Genomic DNA, 17,679 nt, shown 5'->3' on the forward strand with positions numbered 1-17,679 from the left:
TTTTAGGAGGTGGCCACATGAGCCTCGATACCGTACGCGCCTTCTTCAAGGCCCATGCTCCCGACCTTGAAGTCATCGTCACCGACCGGAGTTCGGCGACGGTGGCGCTGGCGGCCGAGGCGCATGGCGTGGAGCCGGCGCAAATCGCCAAGACCATCTGCCTCAGGGCCGGCGAGCAGCCCATGCTGATCGTGGCCGGAGGGCTGGCGCGCATCGACAACCGCAAGTTCCGCGACCAGTTCGGGGCCAAGGCGCGCATGCTGGAGGCCGAGCAGGTGACGGAACTGACCAGCCACCCCATCGGCGGCGTCTGCCCCTTCGGCCTGCCCGCCCCGCTGCCGATCTACTGCGACGTCTCGTTGCGCGCCTTCGACGAGGTTGTGCCGGCCGCTGGCGCCACCAATGCGGCTGTGCGCGTGCCGACCGAACGGCTCGCGACCCTCACCGGCGCCGAATGGGTCGACGTGTGCCAATAGACCCTGGTCCTGAAAAGCGGGAACCGGCTCTCGGGATCGCTGGAAGGCGTTCGACCTGGCTGCATCTGTTTCAATCCAGCCGCCACTTGTCTTTCCGTTCCGGCGGGACGCACTATCTCTTCCACCGAGCAGGCACCGCCTGCCGTCTGACAAGAAGGAGACCGTCATGAACCGTCACGCAACCGCCGTCTGGAAAGGCTCCCTGACCGAGGGCTCCGGCACGCTCGATGTGCAAAGCGGCGCCTTTGCCAGGCAGCCCTATTCCTTCAAGGGTCGTTTCCAGGACGAGGCCGGCAAGTCGGGCACCAATCCCGAGGAGCTGATTGCGGCCGCTCATGCCGGCTGTTTCGCCATGCAGCTTTCCCATTTCCTGGCCGAGAACGGCACGCCGGCCGAAGAGCTGGATGCGCAGGCCGTCGTCACCTACGGCCCGGCGGCCGGCGGCGGTTTCGAGATCACCGAAAGCGCGCTGAAACTGACCGGCAAGGTGCCCGGCATCGACGAGGCGAAATTCAAGGAGCTTGCCGAACAGGCCAAGGCGGGCTGCCCGGTCTCCAAGGCGCTCGGCGCCATCAAGGTGACGCTCGACGCCAAGCTCGCCTGAAGCCGCTGTCATCTCGTCATCCCGGCCAAGGGAGCGTCAGCGACCGCGAGCCGGGATCCATGCCGGCAGGTGACGGTTGGTCGCTGTTCTGGCCGGCAAGGTCGTGGAATGGATGCCGGACAGCCTGCCTTCGCTTCGCTGCGGCAGACTTCCGGGATTGTTTGATCGATATGGGGTAGGTTGAGCAGCGAGGCTGCGGGCCTGCAAACCCGCAGCCTCGGCGGCAGGCGACCGGCTCCGGGATCGGGCCGACACCCGACGTCATCAAGGTCTCTGCCGCCTTTGCACCCCCGCTTGGAGAGTTGATCGGGCCTCTGGCACACCACCACGCCCGCAAACAATCCGAAGCCTGCAAAGGATAGCACCGTCATGACCTTCCTGCACCATGCGCCCGTCCGCTGCCTCGGTGTCGATGTCGCCAGGGACCGGCTGGCCGTCGATGACGGCATCACGGCTGCGACTGTCGCCAACAGCCGCGCAGCCATCCGCTCGCTGCTCAGGACCAGCCGCCCCGATCTCGTCGTGTGCGAACCGACGGGCGGCTACGAGTTGCTGCTCCTGGAAGAGTGCCTGAGGGCCGGCATCGCCTGCCACCGCGCCGACACGCTCAGGCTCAAGGCCTTCATCCGCTCCTTCGGAACGCTGGCCAAAAGCGACGCCATCGACGCCGCGCAGATGGCCGCCTATGGACGCGAGCGCTGGACGAAGCTGCCCTTGTGGCAGGCGCCCGACGCCGACGAGAAGCAGATGCAGGCCCTCGTGCGCCGAAGGGCCGACCTGGTCGCATTCAAGGTTGCCGAGCAGAACCGGTCACGGGCACCCGGTGCCAGGGCGATGGCCGCCTCGTTTCGGGCCATGCTCGCAACAATCACCCGGCAGATCGCGGCGCTCGAGCGGGCGATCGCCGCGCTGGTGGCGCAAAACGCGGGCCTGCGCCACCGCGTCGCCATCTGCACCGGCATGAACGGCATCGGCACGGTCAGCGCCGTGACGATCCTCGCCCTGATGCCCGAGCTCGGCCATCTCCAGCGCCGACAGGCCGCAGCGCTGGCCGGCACCGCGCCGCACCCCAACGAGAGCGGCACAGCAAGGGGCCGGCGACGCCAGCGCGGCGGCAGACCGCAGGTCAGGACCGCACTCTTCATGCCGGCCTTGCGCGCCGCAGCCGGACAAGGCGAGTGCGCCGCCTTCTACGCGCGCCTCATCGCCAACGGAAAACCACCGATCCTCGCAATCGCAGCGACCATGCGAAAGATCATCATAACCCTCAACGCAAGGCTCAGAGACAATCAAAACCATCAGAGTTGATGACGATGGGGTGTTTGTCGGCACAAGTGCCCGCCCGGCAAAGTGCCGGACGTATCGGCTGGAACAAGCCACCCGGATATTTCCACCCATCTGCAAAACGCTCAGGCCCCCAGCGCGTCGAGCCGTTCGGTGAGCTGGCGCACCTGCTCCTCCAGCGCCGCGATGCGCGCTTCGAGTTCCGCATCGCCCGACACCACGACCGGGCCGGAAGCCACTGCCAGGGCCGCGACATCGACCTCGCCCGAAAGCAGATGCGCGTAGCGGTCCTCGCGCTGGCCGGGACCGCGGCCGATTTCCTGCACCAGCGGCGGACGCTTGCCGATCAGCATGTCGAGTTCCTCGCGCAGGTCGTCGGCGGAGGCGAAGCGGGCCATGCGCTCGGAGCGCGCCAGAAGTTCATGCACCGTCTGCGGGCCGCGCAGCATGAGCAGGCCGAGCAGTGCCGTCTGCGGCACGGTCAGCGAGAATTTCTGCGCCATCAGATGCTCATAGCGTTCGACGCGCGAGGCAAAGATCTGCCGCACCAGCCCCTTCTGCTCCAGCATCTTCAGGCCGCGCTGCACATCCGCCTGCGTCAGCGCCATGACCGGCTCGCGCGCCGTCTTCTGGTTCGCCGCCGCCAGAAGCGCGTTGGCGGTCAGCGGATAGACGTCCGGCGTCAGTTCCTTCTTCTCGATGAGGCAGCCGAGAATGCGCGCTTCAAGCGCGCTGAGAATGAGGGAATCGTCGCTGTCCACCACACCAACCTCCGCAAAAGACAAGGGCCGCCGCCGGAATCCGGCAGCGGCCCTGCTATAAACGATCAGGGCGCGGGCGCAAACCAGTTGGCGCGAACCCTTGCCCGGCCCCCGGTCAGACCCGGCGCTCGACCATCATCTTCTTGATCTCGGCGATCGCCTTGGCCGGGTTCAGGCCCTTGGGGCAGGTCTGCGTGCAGTTCATGATGGTGTGGCAGCGATAGAGCCGGAACGGGTCTTCCAGATTGTCCAGCCGCTCGCCGGTCGCCTCGTCGCGGGAATCGATGAGCCAGCGATAGGCCTGCAGCAGCACGGCGGGGCCGAGATAACGGTCACCGTTCCACCAGTAGCTCGGGCAAGCGGTGGAGCAACAGGCGCACAGGATGCACTCGTAGAGGCCGTCCAGCTTCTCGCGGTCCTCATGGCTTTGCAGCCATTCCTTCGCCGGCTCCGGCGAGACCGTTTGCAGCCAGGGCTCGATCGAGGCGTGCTGGGCATAGAAATTGTTGAGGTCGGGCACGAGGTCCTTGATCACCGGCATGTGCGGCAGCGGATAGACCTTGACCGGCCCGTTGATGTCGTCGGCGCCCTTGGTGCAGGCCAGCGTGTTGGCGCCGTCGATGTTCATGGCGCAGGAACCGCAGATGCCTTCGCGGCAGGAACGGCGCAGCGTCAGCGTCGGGTCGATCTTGTTCTTGATCCACAGCAGCGCGTCGAGGACCATCGGCCCGCAATCGTCCATGTCGACGAAATAGGTGTCCATGCGCGGGTTCTCGTCGTCGTCCGGCGACCAGCGATAGATGCGGTATTCGCGCAGGTTGGTGGCGCCTTCCGGCTTCGGCCAGGTCTTGCCCTGCTTGATCTGCGAGTTCTTGGGGAGCGTGAGTTCGACCATTTTTCAGATCCTCAATACACGCGCGCCTTGGGCGCGATCTTGGCCGGATCGATGCCGCCGTCCTCGGGCTTGATCTGCGGCTCGGTGTGCACCGGGCGATAGGTGAGCGTGACCTTGCCGTCGGGGCTGAGATGGGCCAGCGTGTGCTTGCGCCAGTTCTTGTCGTCGCGTTCGGTGAAGTCCTCGCGGGCGTGTGCCCCGCGGCTCTCCTTGCGCGCCTCGGCGCTGTAGACGGTGGTGATGGCGTTGGCCATCAGGTTCTCCAGCTCCAGCGTCTCGACCAGGTCGGAGTTCCAGATCATCGAGCGGTCGAAGACCTTGATATCCTTCAGCTCGCCCCAGATCTGCGAGATGCGCTTGCAGCCGTTCTCCAGCGATTCCTGGGTGCGGAACACCGCCGCGTCGTCTTGCATGGCGCGCTGCATGCGCTCGCGGATGACGGCGGTCGGCGTCGAGCCGCCGGCATGGCGCAGCCGGTCGAAGCGGTCCATGATGCGGTCGCAGCTCGCCTGGTTGAGCGCCGGCACCGGCGACTTCGCGTCGACGATCTCGCCGGCGCGGATGGCGGCGGCGCGGCCGAACACCACGAGGTCGATCAGCGAATTGGAGCCGAGGCGGTTGGCGCCGTGCACCGAGGCGCAGCCGGCCTCGCCCACGGCCATCAGGCCGGGCGACACGCGGTCCGGCTGGCCGGCGGTCGGGTTGAGCACCTCGCCCCAATAGTTGGTCGGCACGCCGCCCATATTGTAGTGCACCGTCGGCAGCACCGGGATCGGCTCCTTGGTGAGGTCGACGCCGGCGAAGATCTTGGCCGATTCGGAGATGCCGGGCAGGCGCTCGTGCAGCACCGCCGGATCGAGATGGTCGAGATGCAGGAAGATGTGGTCCTTGTTCTTGCCGACGCCGCGGCCTTCGCGGATCTCCATGGTCATGCAGCGCGAAACCACGTCGCGCGAGGCAAGGTCCTTGGCCGACGGCGCATAGCGCTCCATGAAGCGCTCGCCCTCGGAATTGACCAGATAGCCGCCCTCGCCACGTGCGCCCTCGGTGATCAGGCAGCCGGCGCCGTAGATGCCGGTCGGGTGGAACTGCACGAACTCCATGTCCTGGAGCGGCAGGCCGGCGCGCGCGGCCATGCCGCCGCCGTCGCCGGTGCAGGTGTGGGCCGAGGTGGCGGAGAAATAGGCGCGCCCGTAGCCGCCGGTGGCCAGCACCACCATCTTGGCCGAGAAGCGGTGGATGGTGCCGTCGTCGAGGTTCCAGGCCACCACGCCGGTGCAGGTGCCGTCTTCCTCCATCAGGAGGTCGAGCGCGAAATACTCGATGAAGAACTGCGCGTGGTGCTTCAGCGACTGGCCGTAGAGCGTGTGCAGGATGGCGTGGCCGGTGCGGTCGGCCGCCGCGCAGGTGCGCTGCACCGGCGGGCCGTCGCCGAAATTCTGCATGTGGCCGCCGAACGGGCGCTGGTAGATCTTGCCCTCTTCGGTGCGCGAGAACGGCACGCCGTAGTGCTCGAGCTCATAGACGGCGGCCGGCGCCTCGCGCGCCAGATATTCCATGGCGTCGGTGTCGCCCAGCCAGTCCGAGCCCTTGACGGTGTCGTAAAGGTGCCAGTGCCAGTGGTCCGGTCCCATGTTCTTCAGCGAGGCGGCGATGCCGCCCTGTGCGGCGACGGTGTGCGAGCGGGTCGGGAACACCTTGGTGATGCAGGCCGTCCTCAGCCCCTGCTCGGCCATGCCCAGCGTGGCGCGCAGGCCGGCACCGCCGGCGCCGACGACGACGACATCGAATTTGTGATCGACATAGGTATAGGCGGCCACCGGTCAGCCTCCGAATGCAAGCTTGAGCAGGGCGAAGATCGAGACGATCCCGACCGCTGCCGTGAAGAAAGTATTGAGGATGAGAAGCGCCAGCTTGGAGCCCCCGCCGTGGACATAGTCCTCGATGATGACCTGCATGCCGAGGCGCATGTGGTAGAGGCCGGACAACAGCATGGCGATCATGACCAGCGCCACGGCGGGATGGGCGAGCGCCGCCCGCACCTCGTCGTAGCCGGCCCCGTTCATGACGACCAGGAAACCGACGAAGAACAGGAACAGCGGCAGGTTGGCGACCGCCGTGAGGCGCTGGCGCCAGAAATGCAGGGTACCCTCATGGGCCGAGCCGAGGCCGCGCACCTTGCCCAGCGGCGTGCGCATGTCTTTACCAGAGCCGCTCATGCCCAGCCTCCCCGCACCATGTAGCCGACGATCCAGATCGCGACGGTGAGCACGATGGAGCCGAACAGCGTCGCCCATCCGAGCTTCGAGGCCGTGTGCTTGTCGAGCGCGGCGCCCGTATCCCAGATGAAATGGCGGATGCCGCCCAGCATGTGCTGCATCAGCGCCCAGGTGTAGCCGAACAGGATCAGCCGACCGATCAGGGTGCCGAAGAACCAGTTGACGGTGTCGAAGGTGTCCCGCGACCCGGCCGCGGCGATCAACCAGAGCGCGACCAGCAGCGTGCCGAAATAGAGCGCGCCGCCGGTGATGCGGTGCACGATCGACATGGTCATGGTGATCTTGGGCCGGTAGACGGTCAGATGCGGCGACAGCGGCCGTGGTCTGGACTGGGCGTGGGTGGCTGGTGAACGGCTCATGGCTCCCCCGTTGGGCTCCTCCATTGGGCTTTCCCGGCACGGACAGTCCGGCGCATATGCGTCATGACCAGCTTGGAAAGCGACTTTGGATAGCGGCGTTCTAGAACTCTTTTTGCACCGCGTCAAAGCCGGAAAACCGTTTCCTATTCATAATTTAGTCTGAGTAATCAATCCGGCGAGCCTTCAACCGATTAAGATATGCAAGATCAGTCGCGCGAATACTTAACCTGACCAAAACACTCATCTTGTGCAGGTGAGCGGCGGGTGCCTGCCCTTCACCACCAGCGCCTCGCGCCCGTCGAGCACCACGGCATCGACGCCCAGTCCGTAGCGGCTGCGCTGGTTGGCGGGGGCTGCCGGCAGTTCCTCGTCGTCGCCGTCGGGGCCGAGGATGCGGATCGCGGTACCCAGGTTGCGGATGGTCATCATGCTGCCGTCCGCGCAATTGTAGGTGGCGGTGCCGGGCTGCGCCGTCTCCTTTTCGGTGACGATGGCCATGGCCGCCGAACCCTCTCCATCGGTCGGATCGATCAGCGTCTTGTCCTCAAGCGGTTTCGCGCCCTGGTTCGAGACGCAGGCGGCGCAGACGATCGGCAACAAGGCGGCAGCCACCTTCGCCATCCGGCACAGATTCATCAGCTTCACCTCCAGGGGGCGCGGAACTACGGAGCAAACCCGAAATCGGCTTCCGGTTGCAGTCGATTCGGGGGCAATCGCCTGCAGCCGAACCACGAACACCCCTGCGGGATGTCGCCCGATGTAACCGCGCCGATGTCCGCGGATCAAGTACGGCATCGCCCTGCGGACGCAAAAACCCGGGATTTTCGCGAAATGCGCAGTCCTTTCAGAAGTTTGAGCCAATCCATATCGCACCAGCCAGAAATTCCGGATGCCGCCGCGCCGCATCCGGGCATCTTAACAAAGATTAAGAAATGGTTAATGCTGAGCCGAAGCAAAGTCCGTGCGCAAGGGGCGCACATTCAGGGAGGCAACAATGCGCCACAGTCATCGTCTGCCCGCCATGGCCCGGCCGGTCGCCCGTTTCGCCGCGCTGGCCGTCCTGTGCATCGGCTTCGCCGCGCCGGCCGCGGCCTGGCAGGACGGCGACCATGTCTATGCCGATTCCTTCGGCAATCTCGTGGTCGACAGCGCCGCCGGCTACAAGCGCATCGTCGTCGGCCAGGGGCACATGGCCCGGCAGATGGCTGCCTACACGGCAGCCAGCGAACCGAAGGTCATCTATCTCGACAGGGTGGAAGAAAGGGCGTCGGCCGACTGCTACCGGCCGCCCGTCTTCGTCAAGGGCCGCAGCCATATGTACGGCCTTGCCGACGGCGAGATGCCTGAACTCAGCCCCTGCCGTTGAGGTTCACCCCCGCATCGGACGACGTTCCCCCGGTCAGCACCGTCAGGGGCGTCGGCGAAATGCGCACCTGGTCGCGTCCGCCCTTCTTGGCCGCATAGAGCGCCTCGTCGGCGCGCCGCATCAGGTCGCCGAGCCGCTCCTGCGGCAGCATCTCGGCGATGCCGAAGCTTGCGGTGCAGCGATGGGCTGGGGGCAGCCCTTCGACAGGCCTGTCGCTGAAGGCGCCGCGCACGCCCTCGGCAAACAGGCGCGCCCCGCCCAGATTGACCTGCGGCATCAGGATGGCGAACTCCTCGCCGCCGATGCGGCCCACGACATGGCCGCGCCCGGCCGAACGGGCGAGAAGACCGCCGAACGTCTCGATGACGCGGTCGCCCGCCGCATGGCCGAAACCGTCGTTGATTTCCTTGAAATGGTCGAGATCGGCGATCGCCAGCGAAACCGGCAGGCCCCTGCGCGCCGCCTCGCGCAACGCCTGGTCGGCATGGGTCATGAAACCGTTACGATTGAACAGCCGCGACAGCGCATCGATCTCGGAGCGGGCGTTGGCGTCGGCCATCACGTCGCGCACCAGCACGACCAGCGTCAGCACCGCGACCGCCATGGCGAACACCGTGCCCAGTGATTGCGAGGCCATGGCATAGGCGGTCTGAAGATATTCCTGCGGCGCGCTCCCCCAGCCGCCAAGCGCATGGGCGAGGAAGGGCTTGGCCGCGAATTGCGCGGCGCTGCCGACGAGCGTGCCCATGAGCAGCCGGTCGATCAGTTCCAGCCGCTGCCGGGAGGCCCATATGATGCAGGCCGCCACCAGTTGCATGGCCGCATAAGGCCCCTGATAGGCCATCATGCGAACCGTGGACTGGCGCGGCAGTTCCTGCGCGAAATAGAGGAACACGCTGGCGCCGACGAAGAACATCGCCATCGGCACCCAGGCCAGCGCCACCTCATATTTGCGGGCCAGGCCGAAATTGTAGGCCATGGTCGCGGCGAGGAACAGCGCGAAGGCCAGCACCACCGGCAGGCGCGCATTGTCAAAGGCGGGGATGCCGAACTCGACGACCAGATAGGCCATGCACAGGAGGTTGGAAACGACCAGCCAGCGGGCCGAGATGCGACGCGCATCGTAAACGGCGATCATCATGAAGGCCCCGGCCAGAAGGCCGGAGAGGAACAAGTTGATCGCCAGGATGAAACTTGCGCCGCTCATAGGATCCCGCCTCTTATACCCGGTTTACCCAACGACAGCCAAAAAACCGGTTAACGGGAAGCTCCGCACCGGATTTTGTGCCATTCTCGGGCATGGAACCCCGGCCCCGGGCCGGCGTTATCCGCCTACAGGGCGAAGGAGGCAGACATGGCCGAAACGGTCACACTCATCGATCACGAGACGATCAGGGATTGGGCGGCGGCACGCGCCGGCGCGCCGGCCATCGTCGACGTATCCCCGGAAGCCGGAACCCAGCCGATGCTGCGGCTGGTCTTCGGCCAGCACGCCTATGCCGACACGGGCCAGGCCGAGCGCCCCGCCAATGCCGGCGGCTACGAGCTCGTCGAATGGGACGAATGGTTCCGGCTGTTCGACGCGGCGCATCTGGCGCTGGTGGTCGGCAAGGACGTTCCCGGCCGCCGCGATTCCTATCACGAGTTCGTGCGCCGCCCCGATTGACCCGGCAGCAATCTGACCCGGCACCCATCCCGAAATGAAGAAAGCCCCGCGCATGGCGCGGGGCTTTTTCTTGACCACGTTGACCGTCCTTACTGCCAGTCGCGGATATCGACGAAATGGCCGGCAATGGCCGCCGCCGCCGCCATGGCCGGCGACACCAGATGGGTGCGGCCCTTGAAGCCCTGCCGGCCCTCGAAATTTCGGTTGGAGGTCGAGGCACAGCGCTCATGCGGCTTCAGCCGGTCGTCGTTCATGGCAAGGCACATGGAGCAGCCCGGCTCGCGCCAGTCGAAGCCGGCCTCGATGAAGATCTTGTCGAGCCCTTCGGCCTCGGCCTGCGCCTTCACCAGGCCCGAGCCCGGCACGATCATGGCGTTGACGCGCGGATTGACTTGTCTGCCCTTGGCGACGGCGGCCACGGCGCGCAGGTCCTCGATGCGGCCATTGGTGCAGGAGCCGATGAACACGCGGTCGATGGCGATGTCGGTGATCTTCGTGCCGGCGGTCAGGCCCATATACTCCAGCGCGCGCTTCTTGGAGTTGCGCTTGTTCTCGTCCTCGATCAGCTCCGGATCGGGGACCGTGCCGGTCACCGAAACGACGTCCTCGGGCGACGAGCCCCAGGTGACGATCGGCGGCAGCGAGGCTGCGTCGAGCTCCACGACCTTGTCGTAATGCGCCCCTTCGTCGGTCTTCAGCGTCTTCCAGTATTCCACGGCCATGTCCCACGCCTTGCCCGTGGGCGCGCGCGGCTTGTCCTTCACATAGGCGAAGGTCGTCTCGTCGGGTGCGATCAGGCCGGCGCGGGCGCCGCCTTCGATCGACATGTTGCAGACGGTCATGCGGCCTTCCATCGACAGCGAACGGATCGCCTCGCCGGCATATTCGATGACGTAGCCGGTGCCGCCGGCGGTGCCGATCTCGCCGATGATGGCGAGGATGATATCCTTGGCAGTGACGCCCTCGGGCAGTTGCCCGTCGACGCGCACCAGCATGTTCTTCGCCTTCTTCTGGATCAGCGTCTGGGTGGCCAGCACATGCTCGACCTCCGAGGTGCCGATGCCGTGCGCCAAGGCGCCAAACGCGCCATGGGTGGAGGTGTGGCTGTCGCCGCACACGATGGTCATGCCCGGAAGGGTAAAACCCTGCTCGGGCCCGATGATGTGGACGATGCCCTGGCGGCGGTCCTTCTCGGAATAGTATTCGACGCCGAAATCGGCGGCGTTCCTGGCCAGCGCCTCGACCTGGATGCGGCTTTCCTCGTTCTTGATGCCATTGACGCGGTCAGGCGAGGTCGGCACGTTGTGGTCGACCACGGCCAGCGTCTTCTCCGGATGGCGGACCTTGCGGCCGGCCATGCGCAGCCCCTCGAAGGCCTGCGGGCTGGTCACTTCATGCACGAGGTGGCGGTCGATGTAGAGCAGGCAGGTGCCGTCGTCCTGGCGGTCGACCACGTGATCGTCGAAAATCTTGTCGTAGAGGGTGCGCGGTGCGCTCATTTGCGTAAATCCGTCGATATGGAAAACAGGAGAAGCCCGTTGCCGGGCCGATGGCGATCAGGCGCGCTCTAGCGAAGTCGGCTGGTCGCCGAGCCCGAAACCCACGCGAAGAACCGTGCCGGCAGGCGCTTCTTGTCCTGCAGCACAAAACCCTTGTAGCACGGGTCTCCAAACAGTTCTTCCATCGCCCGTTCAATATCAATCTTTTGCCGGTACGGCAATCGCCCGCATCGACGCGCGGCTGCCGATCAGGCGGCCTCCTGCTCCTGGCAGATCTGGCCGGCCTCCGCCTCTTCGAGCGGCGCCTGCAAAAGCCGGCAATAATGGAGGCCGGGCCCCCGCGCGTCTGCGGCGAAGTGCCGGCATTCGCGGCAGATGCCGAAGGCCCGTCCCGACCTCAGATCGAGCACCGACCTGACCAGCGCCGCGACGCCCGCATGCAGGTCCGCCCGCACGGTTTCCGGCAGAACCTCCAGCGCCTTGCCGATCGTCGCCATGCCGTCATGGTCCAGCATGGCGGCGCCCGCGGCGGTGAGATCGAGGCGCACCGAGCGTCCGTCGCCTGGATTGGCGGTCTTCTCCACCAGGCCGGCCCGTTCGAGGGTCATCAGGGTCTGCGAAACCGTGCCCTTGGTCAGGCCGAGATAGGCGGTGAGGCCGCCGGGCGTGCGCGAGAAGCGGTTGGCGCGCGCCAGATAGCGCAAGGCCTCCCACTGCACCGGCTTCAGCCCGTGCGCGTGGCCCTCATTGGTCACCAGCCGGGCCAGTCGCTCGATCAGTTCCACGGTCTTGCCATCGGTGTCCATGGGCTTTGGTATCGTATCAATACCATTCTTGCAATGCAGAGCCTGTTGCGCTACTCAATTAGTATTGACTCGATACTATAGGAGGAGAGACACATGAAACCCGCCATTCTCGTTGCGGCAACCCTGCTTGCCGCTGCCCCGCCAGCCATAGCGCATGACATCAAGAGCGCGGTCGACCCGACCAAGCCGGCCGCCTTCGACATCACCTCCGCGTCCGCGACGACGGACGGCCGGCTTTCGACCTTCATGATGGAGGTGGCCGGCGAGGCGGGATCCGTAAAGCCCGAGGCGACCGGCAAGCTGGAGGGCGCCAGGGTGACGGCCTATGTGTGGCCAACCGGCTTCGATCCCTCTGCGGTCGGCTTCGCGGAAAAGTCCGGCATCCTCGCCCTGGCCATAACCGCCCATCCGGACTTCGACGACACGCCGCTGTTCGACGAGAACGGCGACGGGGACCCGGCCAATGACGGCGCCGACTGGCACTCGCACTGGGTGGTGCTGGGCAAGGACGACGGCTGCGGCGCCGGCCTCAAGGTGCTCGATGTCTCCCCCGGCGTCGATGTGCTGCCGCCGACGGCCCCGATGCTGCCGCTCGCCCTCGACAGCCCCGGCATGTCGCCCAGCCTGCAGGGCAAGACGGCGCGCGTCACCGTACCGGTCAGGGATGGCGAGAACGTCTCCTTCGATGCCGTCACGGCAGAGTTGCAGGTCAACGCGGAAGGCAAGGCGCCGCTCCTGTGCGTGACCGCCGTCCACGACATCGCCTCCGGCGACCTGTCGATGCCCGGCAGGATCGTCAAGCAGTGACCTGAACTGCCGAGCCTGCGCAACCGGAAGGCGACGCAGGCTCAGCCCCTGGCCTGGCCGCGCCGCAGGCGCTGTTCCAGCGCCCGCAGCGCCATCGACAGGCCGACGGTCAGGATCAGGTAGATATAGGCGACGATGGAGTAGGTCTCGAAGAAGCGGAACGAGCCGGAGGCGTAGATCTTGCCCATCTGGGTGATGTCGGCGACACCCAGAACCGAGACCAGAGAACTGTCCTTGACCATGGCGATGAAATCGTTGCCGAGCGGCGGCAATATGGTGCGGATCGCCTGCGGCAGCACGATCAGCCGGAAGCGCTGGATGCGCGTCAGCCCCAGCGCCTTGGCCGCCTCGACCTGCCCGACATCGACCGACTGGATGCCGGCCCGGAACACTTCCGCGATGAAGGCCGAATAGCCGATGGCCAGCGCCAGGATCGCCCGCCACAGCAGCGACACGTCGCGCACCATCAGCGGCTCGGCGAGGCCGGCCCCCTGCAACGGCAGCGTCACGGCGTTCCATGCCGCCACCAGCGCCGGCGCGCCGACGAAGGCGACCCAGAACAGCAGCACCAGCATCGGCACGCCGCGGATGATCTCGACATAGAACCGCGCCGCCTGCCGCAGCCACACCAACGACGACAGCGCCATCAGCGCGATGCCGAGCCCCGCCGCCGAGGCCAGCACGAAGGCCACCAGCGTGACGAGGACGGTGATGCCGATGCCCTTCGAGACGGTGACGAAGACCTGCACGTAGAGGTCGCTGACCGCGATCGACAGCCCGGCAGCCAGCGCCAGCGCGCAGGCCGCCACCAGCCACCACGGGAAATCGGCTTTCCTGACGCGTTTGGGAGATTTCATGAAGACGCTCGGGCTGATGCGGGAAAGGCTTCCTACACCCCTTCCCGCCTTCCCGGCCAGAGCGGCGGCCGCGAACGCGACGCCACCGCCATTGCCGCGCCGCCGCTCACTCGCCCATCTTGTAGTCGCGGAACCACTTGACGGTCAGCTTCTCCAGGGTGCCGTCCGCCTTCATGTCGGCGATGGCCGCATTGACCGGCGCGATCAGGTCGGAGCCCTTGGCGAGGATGAAGCCGAAATCCTCGGAACCGAGCGGCCCGCCGATCATCTTGAGGCCGCCGCCGGAGGATTCGACATAGCCCTCGCCGGCGGTGCCGTCGGTGAGCACGGCGTCGATGTCGCCGGATATCAGCGCCAGGATGGTGGCGCCGAACGTCTCGAACAGCTTGATGCGCGGGTTCTGCTCATTGCCGTCCAGCACGCTGTAGACCGTGGTGTAGAAGGGCGTCGTGCCCGGCTGGGCGCCGATCAGCCCGTCGGTGAAGGCGGCGAAGCTCTTGGCGTCGGTGAAGCGGCTCTCGTCGGAACGCACCAGCATGAACTGCTCGGAGCGCATATAGGGGTCGGAGAAATCGACCTTGGCCTTGCGCTCGTCATTGATGGTGATGCCATCCATGCCGATGTCGTACTGGCCGTCCGCCACTGCCTGGATCATCACGTCCCACGACGCGTTGCGGTAATCGACCTCGAAATTGAGCCGCTTGGCGATCTCGTCCATCGCGTCATATTCCCAGCCCTTCTGCTCGCCGCTCTTGGGATCGATGAACTGCAGCGGCGGATAGGCGTTCTCCGTCACCACCACCACCTTGCGGCCGGCGAGATCGGGCAGCCCCTGCGCCACGGCTGCGAACGGCATCATCAGCACGGCCACCAGGCCGGCCAGAACAAGCCCCGTCTTCGACATGCGATGCTTCACGATGACGCTCCTCTCCCGTTCAGGCGGGGAGTTTATCCAGCGCGACGCACCTTGCAACCAACGAAAAAGGCGGCCGAAGCCGCCTTTCCGGTATTTCTTGCCAAAAAGCTGCTTACTCGGCCGAAGCGGCCTCGGCGGCAGCCTTCTCGGCAGCGGCCTTCTCGGCGGCTTCCTGCGCCGCCTTTTCGGCGGCCAGCGCCTCGGCGGCGGCGATCTTCTCGGCCTCGATGCGGGCCTTCTCGGCGTTCAGCGCCTCGCGCTCGGCCTCGTTCAGCTTGCGGGCGCGGACGCCGGTGTTCTCCGAGATGCGCGCCGACTTGCCGCGGCGGTCACGCAGGTAATAGAGCTTGGCGCGGCGCACCTTGCCGCGGCGCACGACGTCGACGCCCTCGACCATCGGCGAGTAGACCGGGAACACGCGCTCCACGCCCTCGCCGTAGGAAATCTTGCGGACGGTGAAATTCTCGTTCAGGCCCGAACCCGAACGGGCAATGACGACGCCCTCATAGGCCTGCACGCGGGTGCGGCTGCCTTCGGTGATGCGCACGTTGACGCGCACGGTGTCGCCGGGCTGGAACTCGGGCAGCTTGCGCTTTTCTTCGATCTTGGCGGCCTGCTCGGCCTCGAGCTGACGGATGATATCCATCTTCAGATCCACTTCTTGTTCTTCCGACAGCCAGAGCGCCCTGCTCTCGCCGCAGCAGTCCTTCACCGCTGGGCTATGCCGTCAGCCTTGAAGACCTTCGGCAGGGGCGGCTACACCGTCTTTCATTGACGGGTGACGCAGACCGGAAGACCCATTCCTCCGATCAGGCCGGGGCGATACACCATTCCGCAGGCTTTGTCACGGGGGTCGCGACCTTATCTTTCCCCCACCCTGTCCTCAGCGCCCGTGACCGGCCGCCACGGCCAGCGCCATCAGCCCGAGCGCCAGCACCGCCAGCTTCCAGAAGTCGGCGCGCCGCCTCAGCCCCGGCAAACCGAGCGGCTTGATGAGATGGAACACCATCATGGCGAGGATCAGGAGCGCGAGGATCTTGGTCATGGCCCGTTTGATCAGCCCCTTCCGTTCCTGTCAAAGGCCCATCCCTGCGGCAGGCCGTCCATTGGCCCTTAGTCAGATGGACGCCCCCTCTCTCAAGGGCTACAAACCTGCCGAGGAGAATTGGGAGGGACCAGGAGCATGGCATCGCGTTATCATGAGGTCTACGCCGAATGGAAGCGGGACCCTGAAGCATTCTGGGCCGAGGCCGCGAACGCCATCGACTGGTTTACCCCCTGGGACAAGGTGTTCGACGCGGAAGCCGGCGTCTACGGCAGATGGTTTTCCGGCGCGACCTGCAACACTTGCCACAACGCGCTCGACCGGCACGTCGCCGGGGGCCGCGCCGACCAGATCGCGCTGATCCACGACAGCGCCATCACCGGCGCAAAGCAGAGCTTCACCTATGCCGAGCTGCACCGCGAGGTCGTCGCCCTTGCGGCGGTGCTGGCCAGGCATGGCGTGACCAAGGGCGACCGGGTCATCGTCTACATGCCGATGATCCCGCAGGCGGCCGTCGCCATGCTCGCCTGCGCCCGCCTCGGCGCCATCCATTCGGTCGTCTTCGGCGGTTTCGCCGCGCGCGAACTGGCCACCCGCATCGACGACGCCCGGCCCAGGCTGGTCGTCTCCGCCTCCTGCGGTCTGGAGCCGAACCGCGTCGTCGCCTACAAGCCGCTGCTCGACGAGGCGATCGAGCTGTGCGCCCATCCTCCGCAGCATTGCGTCATCTTCCAGCGCGAGCAGCTTGCCTGCGACCTCGTCCCCGGCCGCGACATAGACTACGCCGAGGCCGTGGCGCGGGAGAAGGACGCCGGCACCGAGGTGCCTTGCGTGCCCGTCGCCGCCACCGATCCGCTCTATGTGCTCTACACCTCCGGCACCACCGGCCAGCCCAAGGGCGTGGTGCGCGACAATGGCGGGCACATGGTCATGCTGAAATGGACCATGGACAACGAGTTCGGCGTCAAGCCGGGCGAGGTGTTCTGGGCGGCGTCCGACGTCGGCTGGGTCGTCGGCCATTCCTACATCGTCTATGCGCCGCTTCTGCATGGCTGCACCACGGTGATGTTCGAGGGCAAGCCGATCGGCACGCCCGACGCCGGCACCTACTGGCGCGTCATCGCCGACCATGGCGTCGTCGCCCTGTTCACCGCGCCCACCGCCTTCCGCGCCATCAAGGGCCAGGACCCCAAGGGCGAGTTCATCGGCAGATACGACCTCTCCGCCTTCCGCACCCTGTTCCTGGCCGGCGAGCGCGCCGACCCCGAGACCATCAAATGGGCCGAGCAGCGGCTTGGCGTGCCGGTCATCGACCACTGGTGGCAGACCGAGACCGGCGCCCCGATCACCCACAATCCGGTCGGCCTCGGCCTGCTGCCGGTCAGGCACGGCTCCCCGGGCGTCGCCATGCCCGGCTACGACATCCGCGTGCTGGACGATGCCGGCCACGAAGTGCCGACCGGCACGCTCGGCAATGTGGCGCTGAAGCTGCCTCTGCCGCCCGGCTGCCTGCCGACCCTGTGGGAGGCCGACGAGCGCTTCCGCCAGTCCTACCTCGCCGAATTTCCCGGCTACTACAAGACGGCCGACGCCGGCATCCTCGACGAGGACGGCTACCTGTTCGTCATGGCCCGCACCGACGACATCATCAATGTCGCCGGCCACCGCCTCTCCACCGGCGCCATGGAGGAGGTACTGGCCGCCCATCCCGACGTCGCCGAATGCGCCGTCATTGGCGTCGCCGATGCGCTGAAGGGGCAGGCGCCGCTCGGCTTCGTGGTGCTCAATGCGGGCGTTGCCCGCGACACCGCCGCCATCGAGCAGGAGGTGGTGACGCTGGTGCGCGAGAAGATCGGCCCGGTCGCCGCCTTCAAGACGGTGCTGACCATCAAGCGCCTGCCCAAGACCCGCTCCGGCAAGGTGCTGCGCGCCACCATGCAGAAGATAGCCGACCGGCAGGACTGGAAGATGCCGGCCACCATCGACGATCCCGCCGTGCTGGACGAGATCGACGCGGTGCTGAAGGCGCGCGGGATCGGGCGCGCGGAATAGGCCACTG

Annotated in this window: 20 protein-coding genes; 7 read left to right on the forward strand and 13 right to left on the reverse strand. The window is 66.3% G+C overall.

From position 1 onward, the window contains the following. Positions 1 to 17 precede the first annotated feature (17 nt). From ACVCNR_RS08340 to ACVCNR_RS08350, 3 genes are all read left to right on the forward strand, one after another. Positions 18 to 476, forward strand: coding sequence for a YbaK/EbsC family protein (locus tag ACVCNR_RS08340; protein WP_354199775.1), 459 nt, complete (start codon positions 18 to 20; stop codon positions 474 to 476). Positions 477 to 642: 166 nt separating this feature from the next. Beyond that, positions 643 to 1,080 (forward strand): OsmC family protein, encoded by a 438-nt coding sequence (locus tag ACVCNR_RS08345; RefSeq protein ID WP_447074358.1) that lies wholly within the window; start codon positions 643 to 645, stop codon positions 1,078 to 1,080. A 369-nt stretch (positions 1,081 to 1,449) separates the two neighbouring features. Further along, the gene (locus ACVCNR_RS08350; protein ID WP_447074359.1) at positions 1,450 to 2,388 is read left to right on the forward strand and encodes a transposase; all 939 of its coding nucleotides are present in this window, start codon (positions 1,450 to 1,452) and stop codon (positions 2,386 to 2,388) included. A 101-nt stretch (positions 2,389 to 2,489) separates the two neighbouring features. Here the strand turns inward: ACVCNR_RS08350 and ACVCNR_RS08355 are convergent, their stop codons facing one another. The 6 genes from ACVCNR_RS08355 to ACVCNR_RS08380 form a co-directional block, all read right to left on the reverse strand. Next, positions 2,490 to 3,125: a YceH family protein gene (locus tag ACVCNR_RS08355; protein WP_447074361.1), complete on the reverse strand. Its 636-nt coding sequence runs from the start codon at positions 3,123 to 3,125 to the stop codon at positions 2,490 to 2,492. A 115-nt stretch (positions 3,126 to 3,240) separates the two neighbouring features. Next, entirely contained in the window at positions 3,241 to 4,020 is a 780-nt protein-coding gene (locus ACVCNR_RS08360; protein WP_354199595.1) for a succinate dehydrogenase iron-sulfur subunit, read from the reverse strand. A gap of 11 nt (positions 4,021 to 4,031) precedes the next feature. Continuing rightward, positions 4,032 to 5,840 carry a succinate dehydrogenase flavoprotein subunit gene (sdhA, locus tag ACVCNR_RS08365; RefSeq protein WP_447074363.1) on the reverse strand — a complete coding sequence of 603 codons (1,809 nt, stop codon included), beginning with the start codon at positions 5,838 to 5,840 and terminating at the stop codon, positions 4,032 to 4,034. 3 nt (positions 5,841 to 5,843) lie between these two features. Then, positions 5,844 to 6,239: a succinate dehydrogenase, hydrophobic membrane anchor protein gene (gene sdhD, locus ACVCNR_RS08370; protein ID WP_447074365.1), complete on the reverse strand. Its 396-nt coding sequence runs from the start codon at positions 6,237 to 6,239 to the stop codon at positions 5,844 to 5,846. Continuing rightward, positions 6,236 to 6,658, reverse strand: a complete 423-nt coding sequence (gene sdhC / locus ACVCNR_RS08375; RefSeq protein ID WP_447074366.1) for a succinate dehydrogenase, cytochrome b556 subunit — start codon at positions 6,656 to 6,658, stop codon at positions 6,236 to 6,238. Before sdhC ends, sdhD begins: the two co-directional genes overlap by 4 nt. 240 nt (positions 6,659 to 6,898) lie before the next feature. Beyond that, positions 6,899 to 7,294 carry a hypothetical protein gene (locus ACVCNR_RS08380; RefSeq protein ID WP_447074367.1) on the reverse strand — a complete coding sequence of 132 codons (396 nt, stop codon included), beginning with the start codon at positions 7,292 to 7,294 and terminating at the stop codon, positions 6,899 to 6,901. A 358-nt stretch (positions 7,295 to 7,652) separates the two neighbouring features. Here ACVCNR_RS08380 and ACVCNR_RS08385 point away from each other — a divergent pair, with 358 nt between their 5' ends. After that, complete coding sequence (locus ACVCNR_RS08385) at positions 7,653 to 8,024, forward strand: hypothetical protein (protein ID WP_447074369.1); 372 nt, start codon at positions 7,653 to 7,655, stop codon at positions 8,022 to 8,024. On the opposite strand, the gene ACVCNR_RS08390 is transcribed toward ACVCNR_RS08385, so the two are convergent. Continuing rightward, positions 8,008 to 9,231 (reverse strand): GGDEF domain-containing protein, encoded by a 1,224-nt coding sequence (locus tag ACVCNR_RS08390; protein ID WP_447074371.1) that lies wholly within the window; start codon positions 9,229 to 9,231, stop codon positions 8,008 to 8,010. The genes ACVCNR_RS08385 and ACVCNR_RS08390 overlap by 17 nt on opposite strands. A gap of 147 nt (positions 9,232 to 9,378) precedes the next feature. Here ACVCNR_RS08390 and ACVCNR_RS08395 point away from each other — a divergent pair, with 147 nt between their 5' ends. Next, positions 9,379 to 9,690 (forward strand): hypothetical protein, encoded by a 312-nt coding sequence (locus ACVCNR_RS08395; protein WP_354199588.1) that lies wholly within the window; start codon positions 9,379 to 9,381, stop codon positions 9,688 to 9,690. A gap of 89 nt (positions 9,691 to 9,779) precedes the next feature. Here ACVCNR_RS08395 and leuC read toward each other — a convergent pair whose 3' ends face one another. After that, positions 9,780 to 11,189, reverse strand: coding sequence for a 3-isopropylmalate dehydratase large subunit (gene leuC / locus ACVCNR_RS08400; RefSeq protein WP_447074373.1), 1,410 nt, complete (start codon positions 11,187 to 11,189; stop codon positions 9,780 to 9,782). Positions 11,190 to 11,437: 248 nt separating this feature from the next. Next, a complete protein-coding gene (locus ACVCNR_RS08405; RefSeq protein ID WP_447074374.1) occupies positions 11,438 to 11,995 on the reverse strand; it encodes a MarR family winged helix-turn-helix transcriptional regulator in 558 nt (185 codons plus the stop codon). A gap of 93 nt (positions 11,996 to 12,088) precedes the next feature. Here ACVCNR_RS08405 and ACVCNR_RS08410 point away from each other — a divergent pair, with 93 nt between their 5' ends. Then, complete coding sequence (locus ACVCNR_RS08410) at positions 12,089 to 12,802, forward strand: hypothetical protein (RefSeq protein ID WP_447074375.1); 714 nt, start codon at positions 12,089 to 12,091, stop codon at positions 12,800 to 12,802. Positions 12,803 to 12,843: 41 nt separating this feature from the next. Here the strand turns inward: ACVCNR_RS08410 and ACVCNR_RS08415 are convergent, their stop codons facing one another. The 4 genes from ACVCNR_RS08415 to ACVCNR_RS08430 all read right to left on the reverse strand — a co-directional run bounded on the left by ACVCNR_RS08415 (position 12,844) and on the right by ACVCNR_RS08430 (position 15,620). After that, the gene (locus ACVCNR_RS08415; protein WP_447074377.1) at positions 12,844 to 13,659 is read right to left on the reverse strand and encodes an amino acid ABC transporter permease; all 816 of its coding nucleotides are present in this window, start codon (positions 13,657 to 13,659) and stop codon (positions 12,844 to 12,846) included. A 106-nt stretch (positions 13,660 to 13,765) separates the two neighbouring features. Beyond that, positions 13,766 to 14,563 (reverse strand): transporter substrate-binding domain-containing protein, encoded by a 798-nt coding sequence (locus ACVCNR_RS08420; protein ID WP_447075661.1) that lies wholly within the window; start codon positions 14,561 to 14,563, stop codon positions 13,766 to 13,768. A 124-nt stretch (positions 14,564 to 14,687) separates the two neighbouring features. Continuing rightward, positions 14,688 to 15,221, reverse strand: a complete 534-nt coding sequence (rplS, locus tag ACVCNR_RS08425) for a 50S ribosomal protein L19 (protein ID WP_354199583.1) — start codon at positions 15,219 to 15,221, stop codon at positions 14,688 to 14,690. Between the two features lie 237 nt (positions 15,222 to 15,458). After that, positions 15,459 to 15,620 carry a hypothetical protein gene (locus ACVCNR_RS08430; protein ID WP_447074379.1) on the reverse strand — a complete coding sequence of 54 codons (162 nt, stop codon included), beginning with the start codon at positions 15,618 to 15,620 and terminating at the stop codon, positions 15,459 to 15,461. Positions 15,621 to 15,758: 138 nt separating this feature from the next. Between ACVCNR_RS08430 and ACVCNR_RS08435 the strand changes: the two genes are divergently transcribed. Further along, on the forward strand, positions 15,759 to 17,672 hold the full coding sequence (locus tag ACVCNR_RS08435) for a propionyl-CoA synthetase (protein ID WP_447074380.1): 1,914 nt from the start codon (positions 15,759 to 15,761) through the stop codon (positions 17,670 to 17,672). Positions 17,673 to 17,679: the final 7 nt, after the last annotated feature.

The sequence above is a fragment of the Aquamicrobium terrae genome (assembly GCF_052978165.1).

Coding starts and splice junctions, on each gene's coding strand:
- ACVCNR_RS08340 (WP_354199775.1), top strand. CDS start 18: ATGAGCCTCGATACCGTACGCGCCTTCTTCAAGGCCCATGCTCCCGAC.
- ACVCNR_RS08345 (WP_447074358.1), top strand. CDS start 643: ATGAACCGTCACGCAACCGCCGTCTGGAAAGGCTCCCTGACCGAGGGC.
- ACVCNR_RS08350 (WP_447074359.1), top strand. CDS start 1,450: ATGACCTTCCTGCACCATGCGCCCGTCCGCTGCCTCGGTGTCGATGTC.
- ACVCNR_RS08360 (WP_354199595.1), bottom strand. CDS start 4,020: ATGGTCGAACTCACGCTCCCCAAGAACTCGCAGATCAAGCAGGGCAAG.
- sdhD (WP_447074365.1), bottom strand. CDS start 6,239: ATGAGCGGCTCTGGTAAAGACATGCGCACGCCGCTGGGCAAGGTGCGC.
- sdhC (WP_447074366.1), bottom strand. CDS start 6,658: ATGAGCCGTTCACCAGCCACCCACGCCCAGTCCAGACCACGGCCGCTG.
- ACVCNR_RS08380 (WP_447074367.1), bottom strand. CDS start 7,294: ATGAATCTGTGCCGGATGGCGAAGGTGGCTGCCGCCTTGTTGCCGATC.
- ACVCNR_RS08385 (WP_447074369.1), top strand. CDS start 7,653: ATGCGCCACAGTCATCGTCTGCCCGCCATGGCCCGGCCGGTCGCCCGT.
- ACVCNR_RS08390 (WP_447074371.1), bottom strand. CDS start 9,231: ATGAGCGGCGCAAGTTTCATCCTGGCGATCAACTTGTTCCTCTCCGGC.
- ACVCNR_RS08395 (WP_354199588.1), top strand. CDS start 9,379: ATGGCCGAAACGGTCACACTCATCGATCACGAGACGATCAGGGATTGG.
- leuC (WP_447074373.1), bottom strand. CDS start 11,189: ATGAGCGCACCGCGCACCCTCTACGACAAGATTTTCGACGATCACGTG.
- ACVCNR_RS08405 (WP_447074374.1), bottom strand. CDS start 11,995: ATGGACACCGATGGCAAGACCGTGGAACTGATCGAGCGACTGGCCCGG.
- ACVCNR_RS08410 (WP_447074375.1), top strand. CDS start 12,089: ATGAAACCCGCCATTCTCGTTGCGGCAACCCTGCTTGCCGCTGCCCCG.
- ACVCNR_RS08415 (WP_447074377.1), bottom strand. CDS start 13,659: ATGAAATCTCCCAAACGCGTCAGGAAAGCCGATTTCCCGTGGTGGCTG.
- ACVCNR_RS08420 (WP_447075661.1), bottom strand. CDS start 14,563: ATGTCGAAGACGGGGCTTGTTCTGGCCGGCCTGGTGGCCGTGCTGATG.
- rplS (WP_354199583.1), bottom strand. CDS start 15,221: ATGGATATCATCCGTCAGCTCGAGGCCGAGCAGGCCGCCAAGATCGAA.
- ACVCNR_RS08430 (WP_447074379.1), bottom strand. CDS start 15,620: ATGACCAAGATCCTCGCGCTCCTGATCCTCGCCATGATGGTGTTCCAT.
- ACVCNR_RS08435 (WP_447074380.1), top strand. CDS start 15,759: ATGGCATCGCGTTATCATGAGGTCTACGCCGAATGGAAGCGGGACCCT.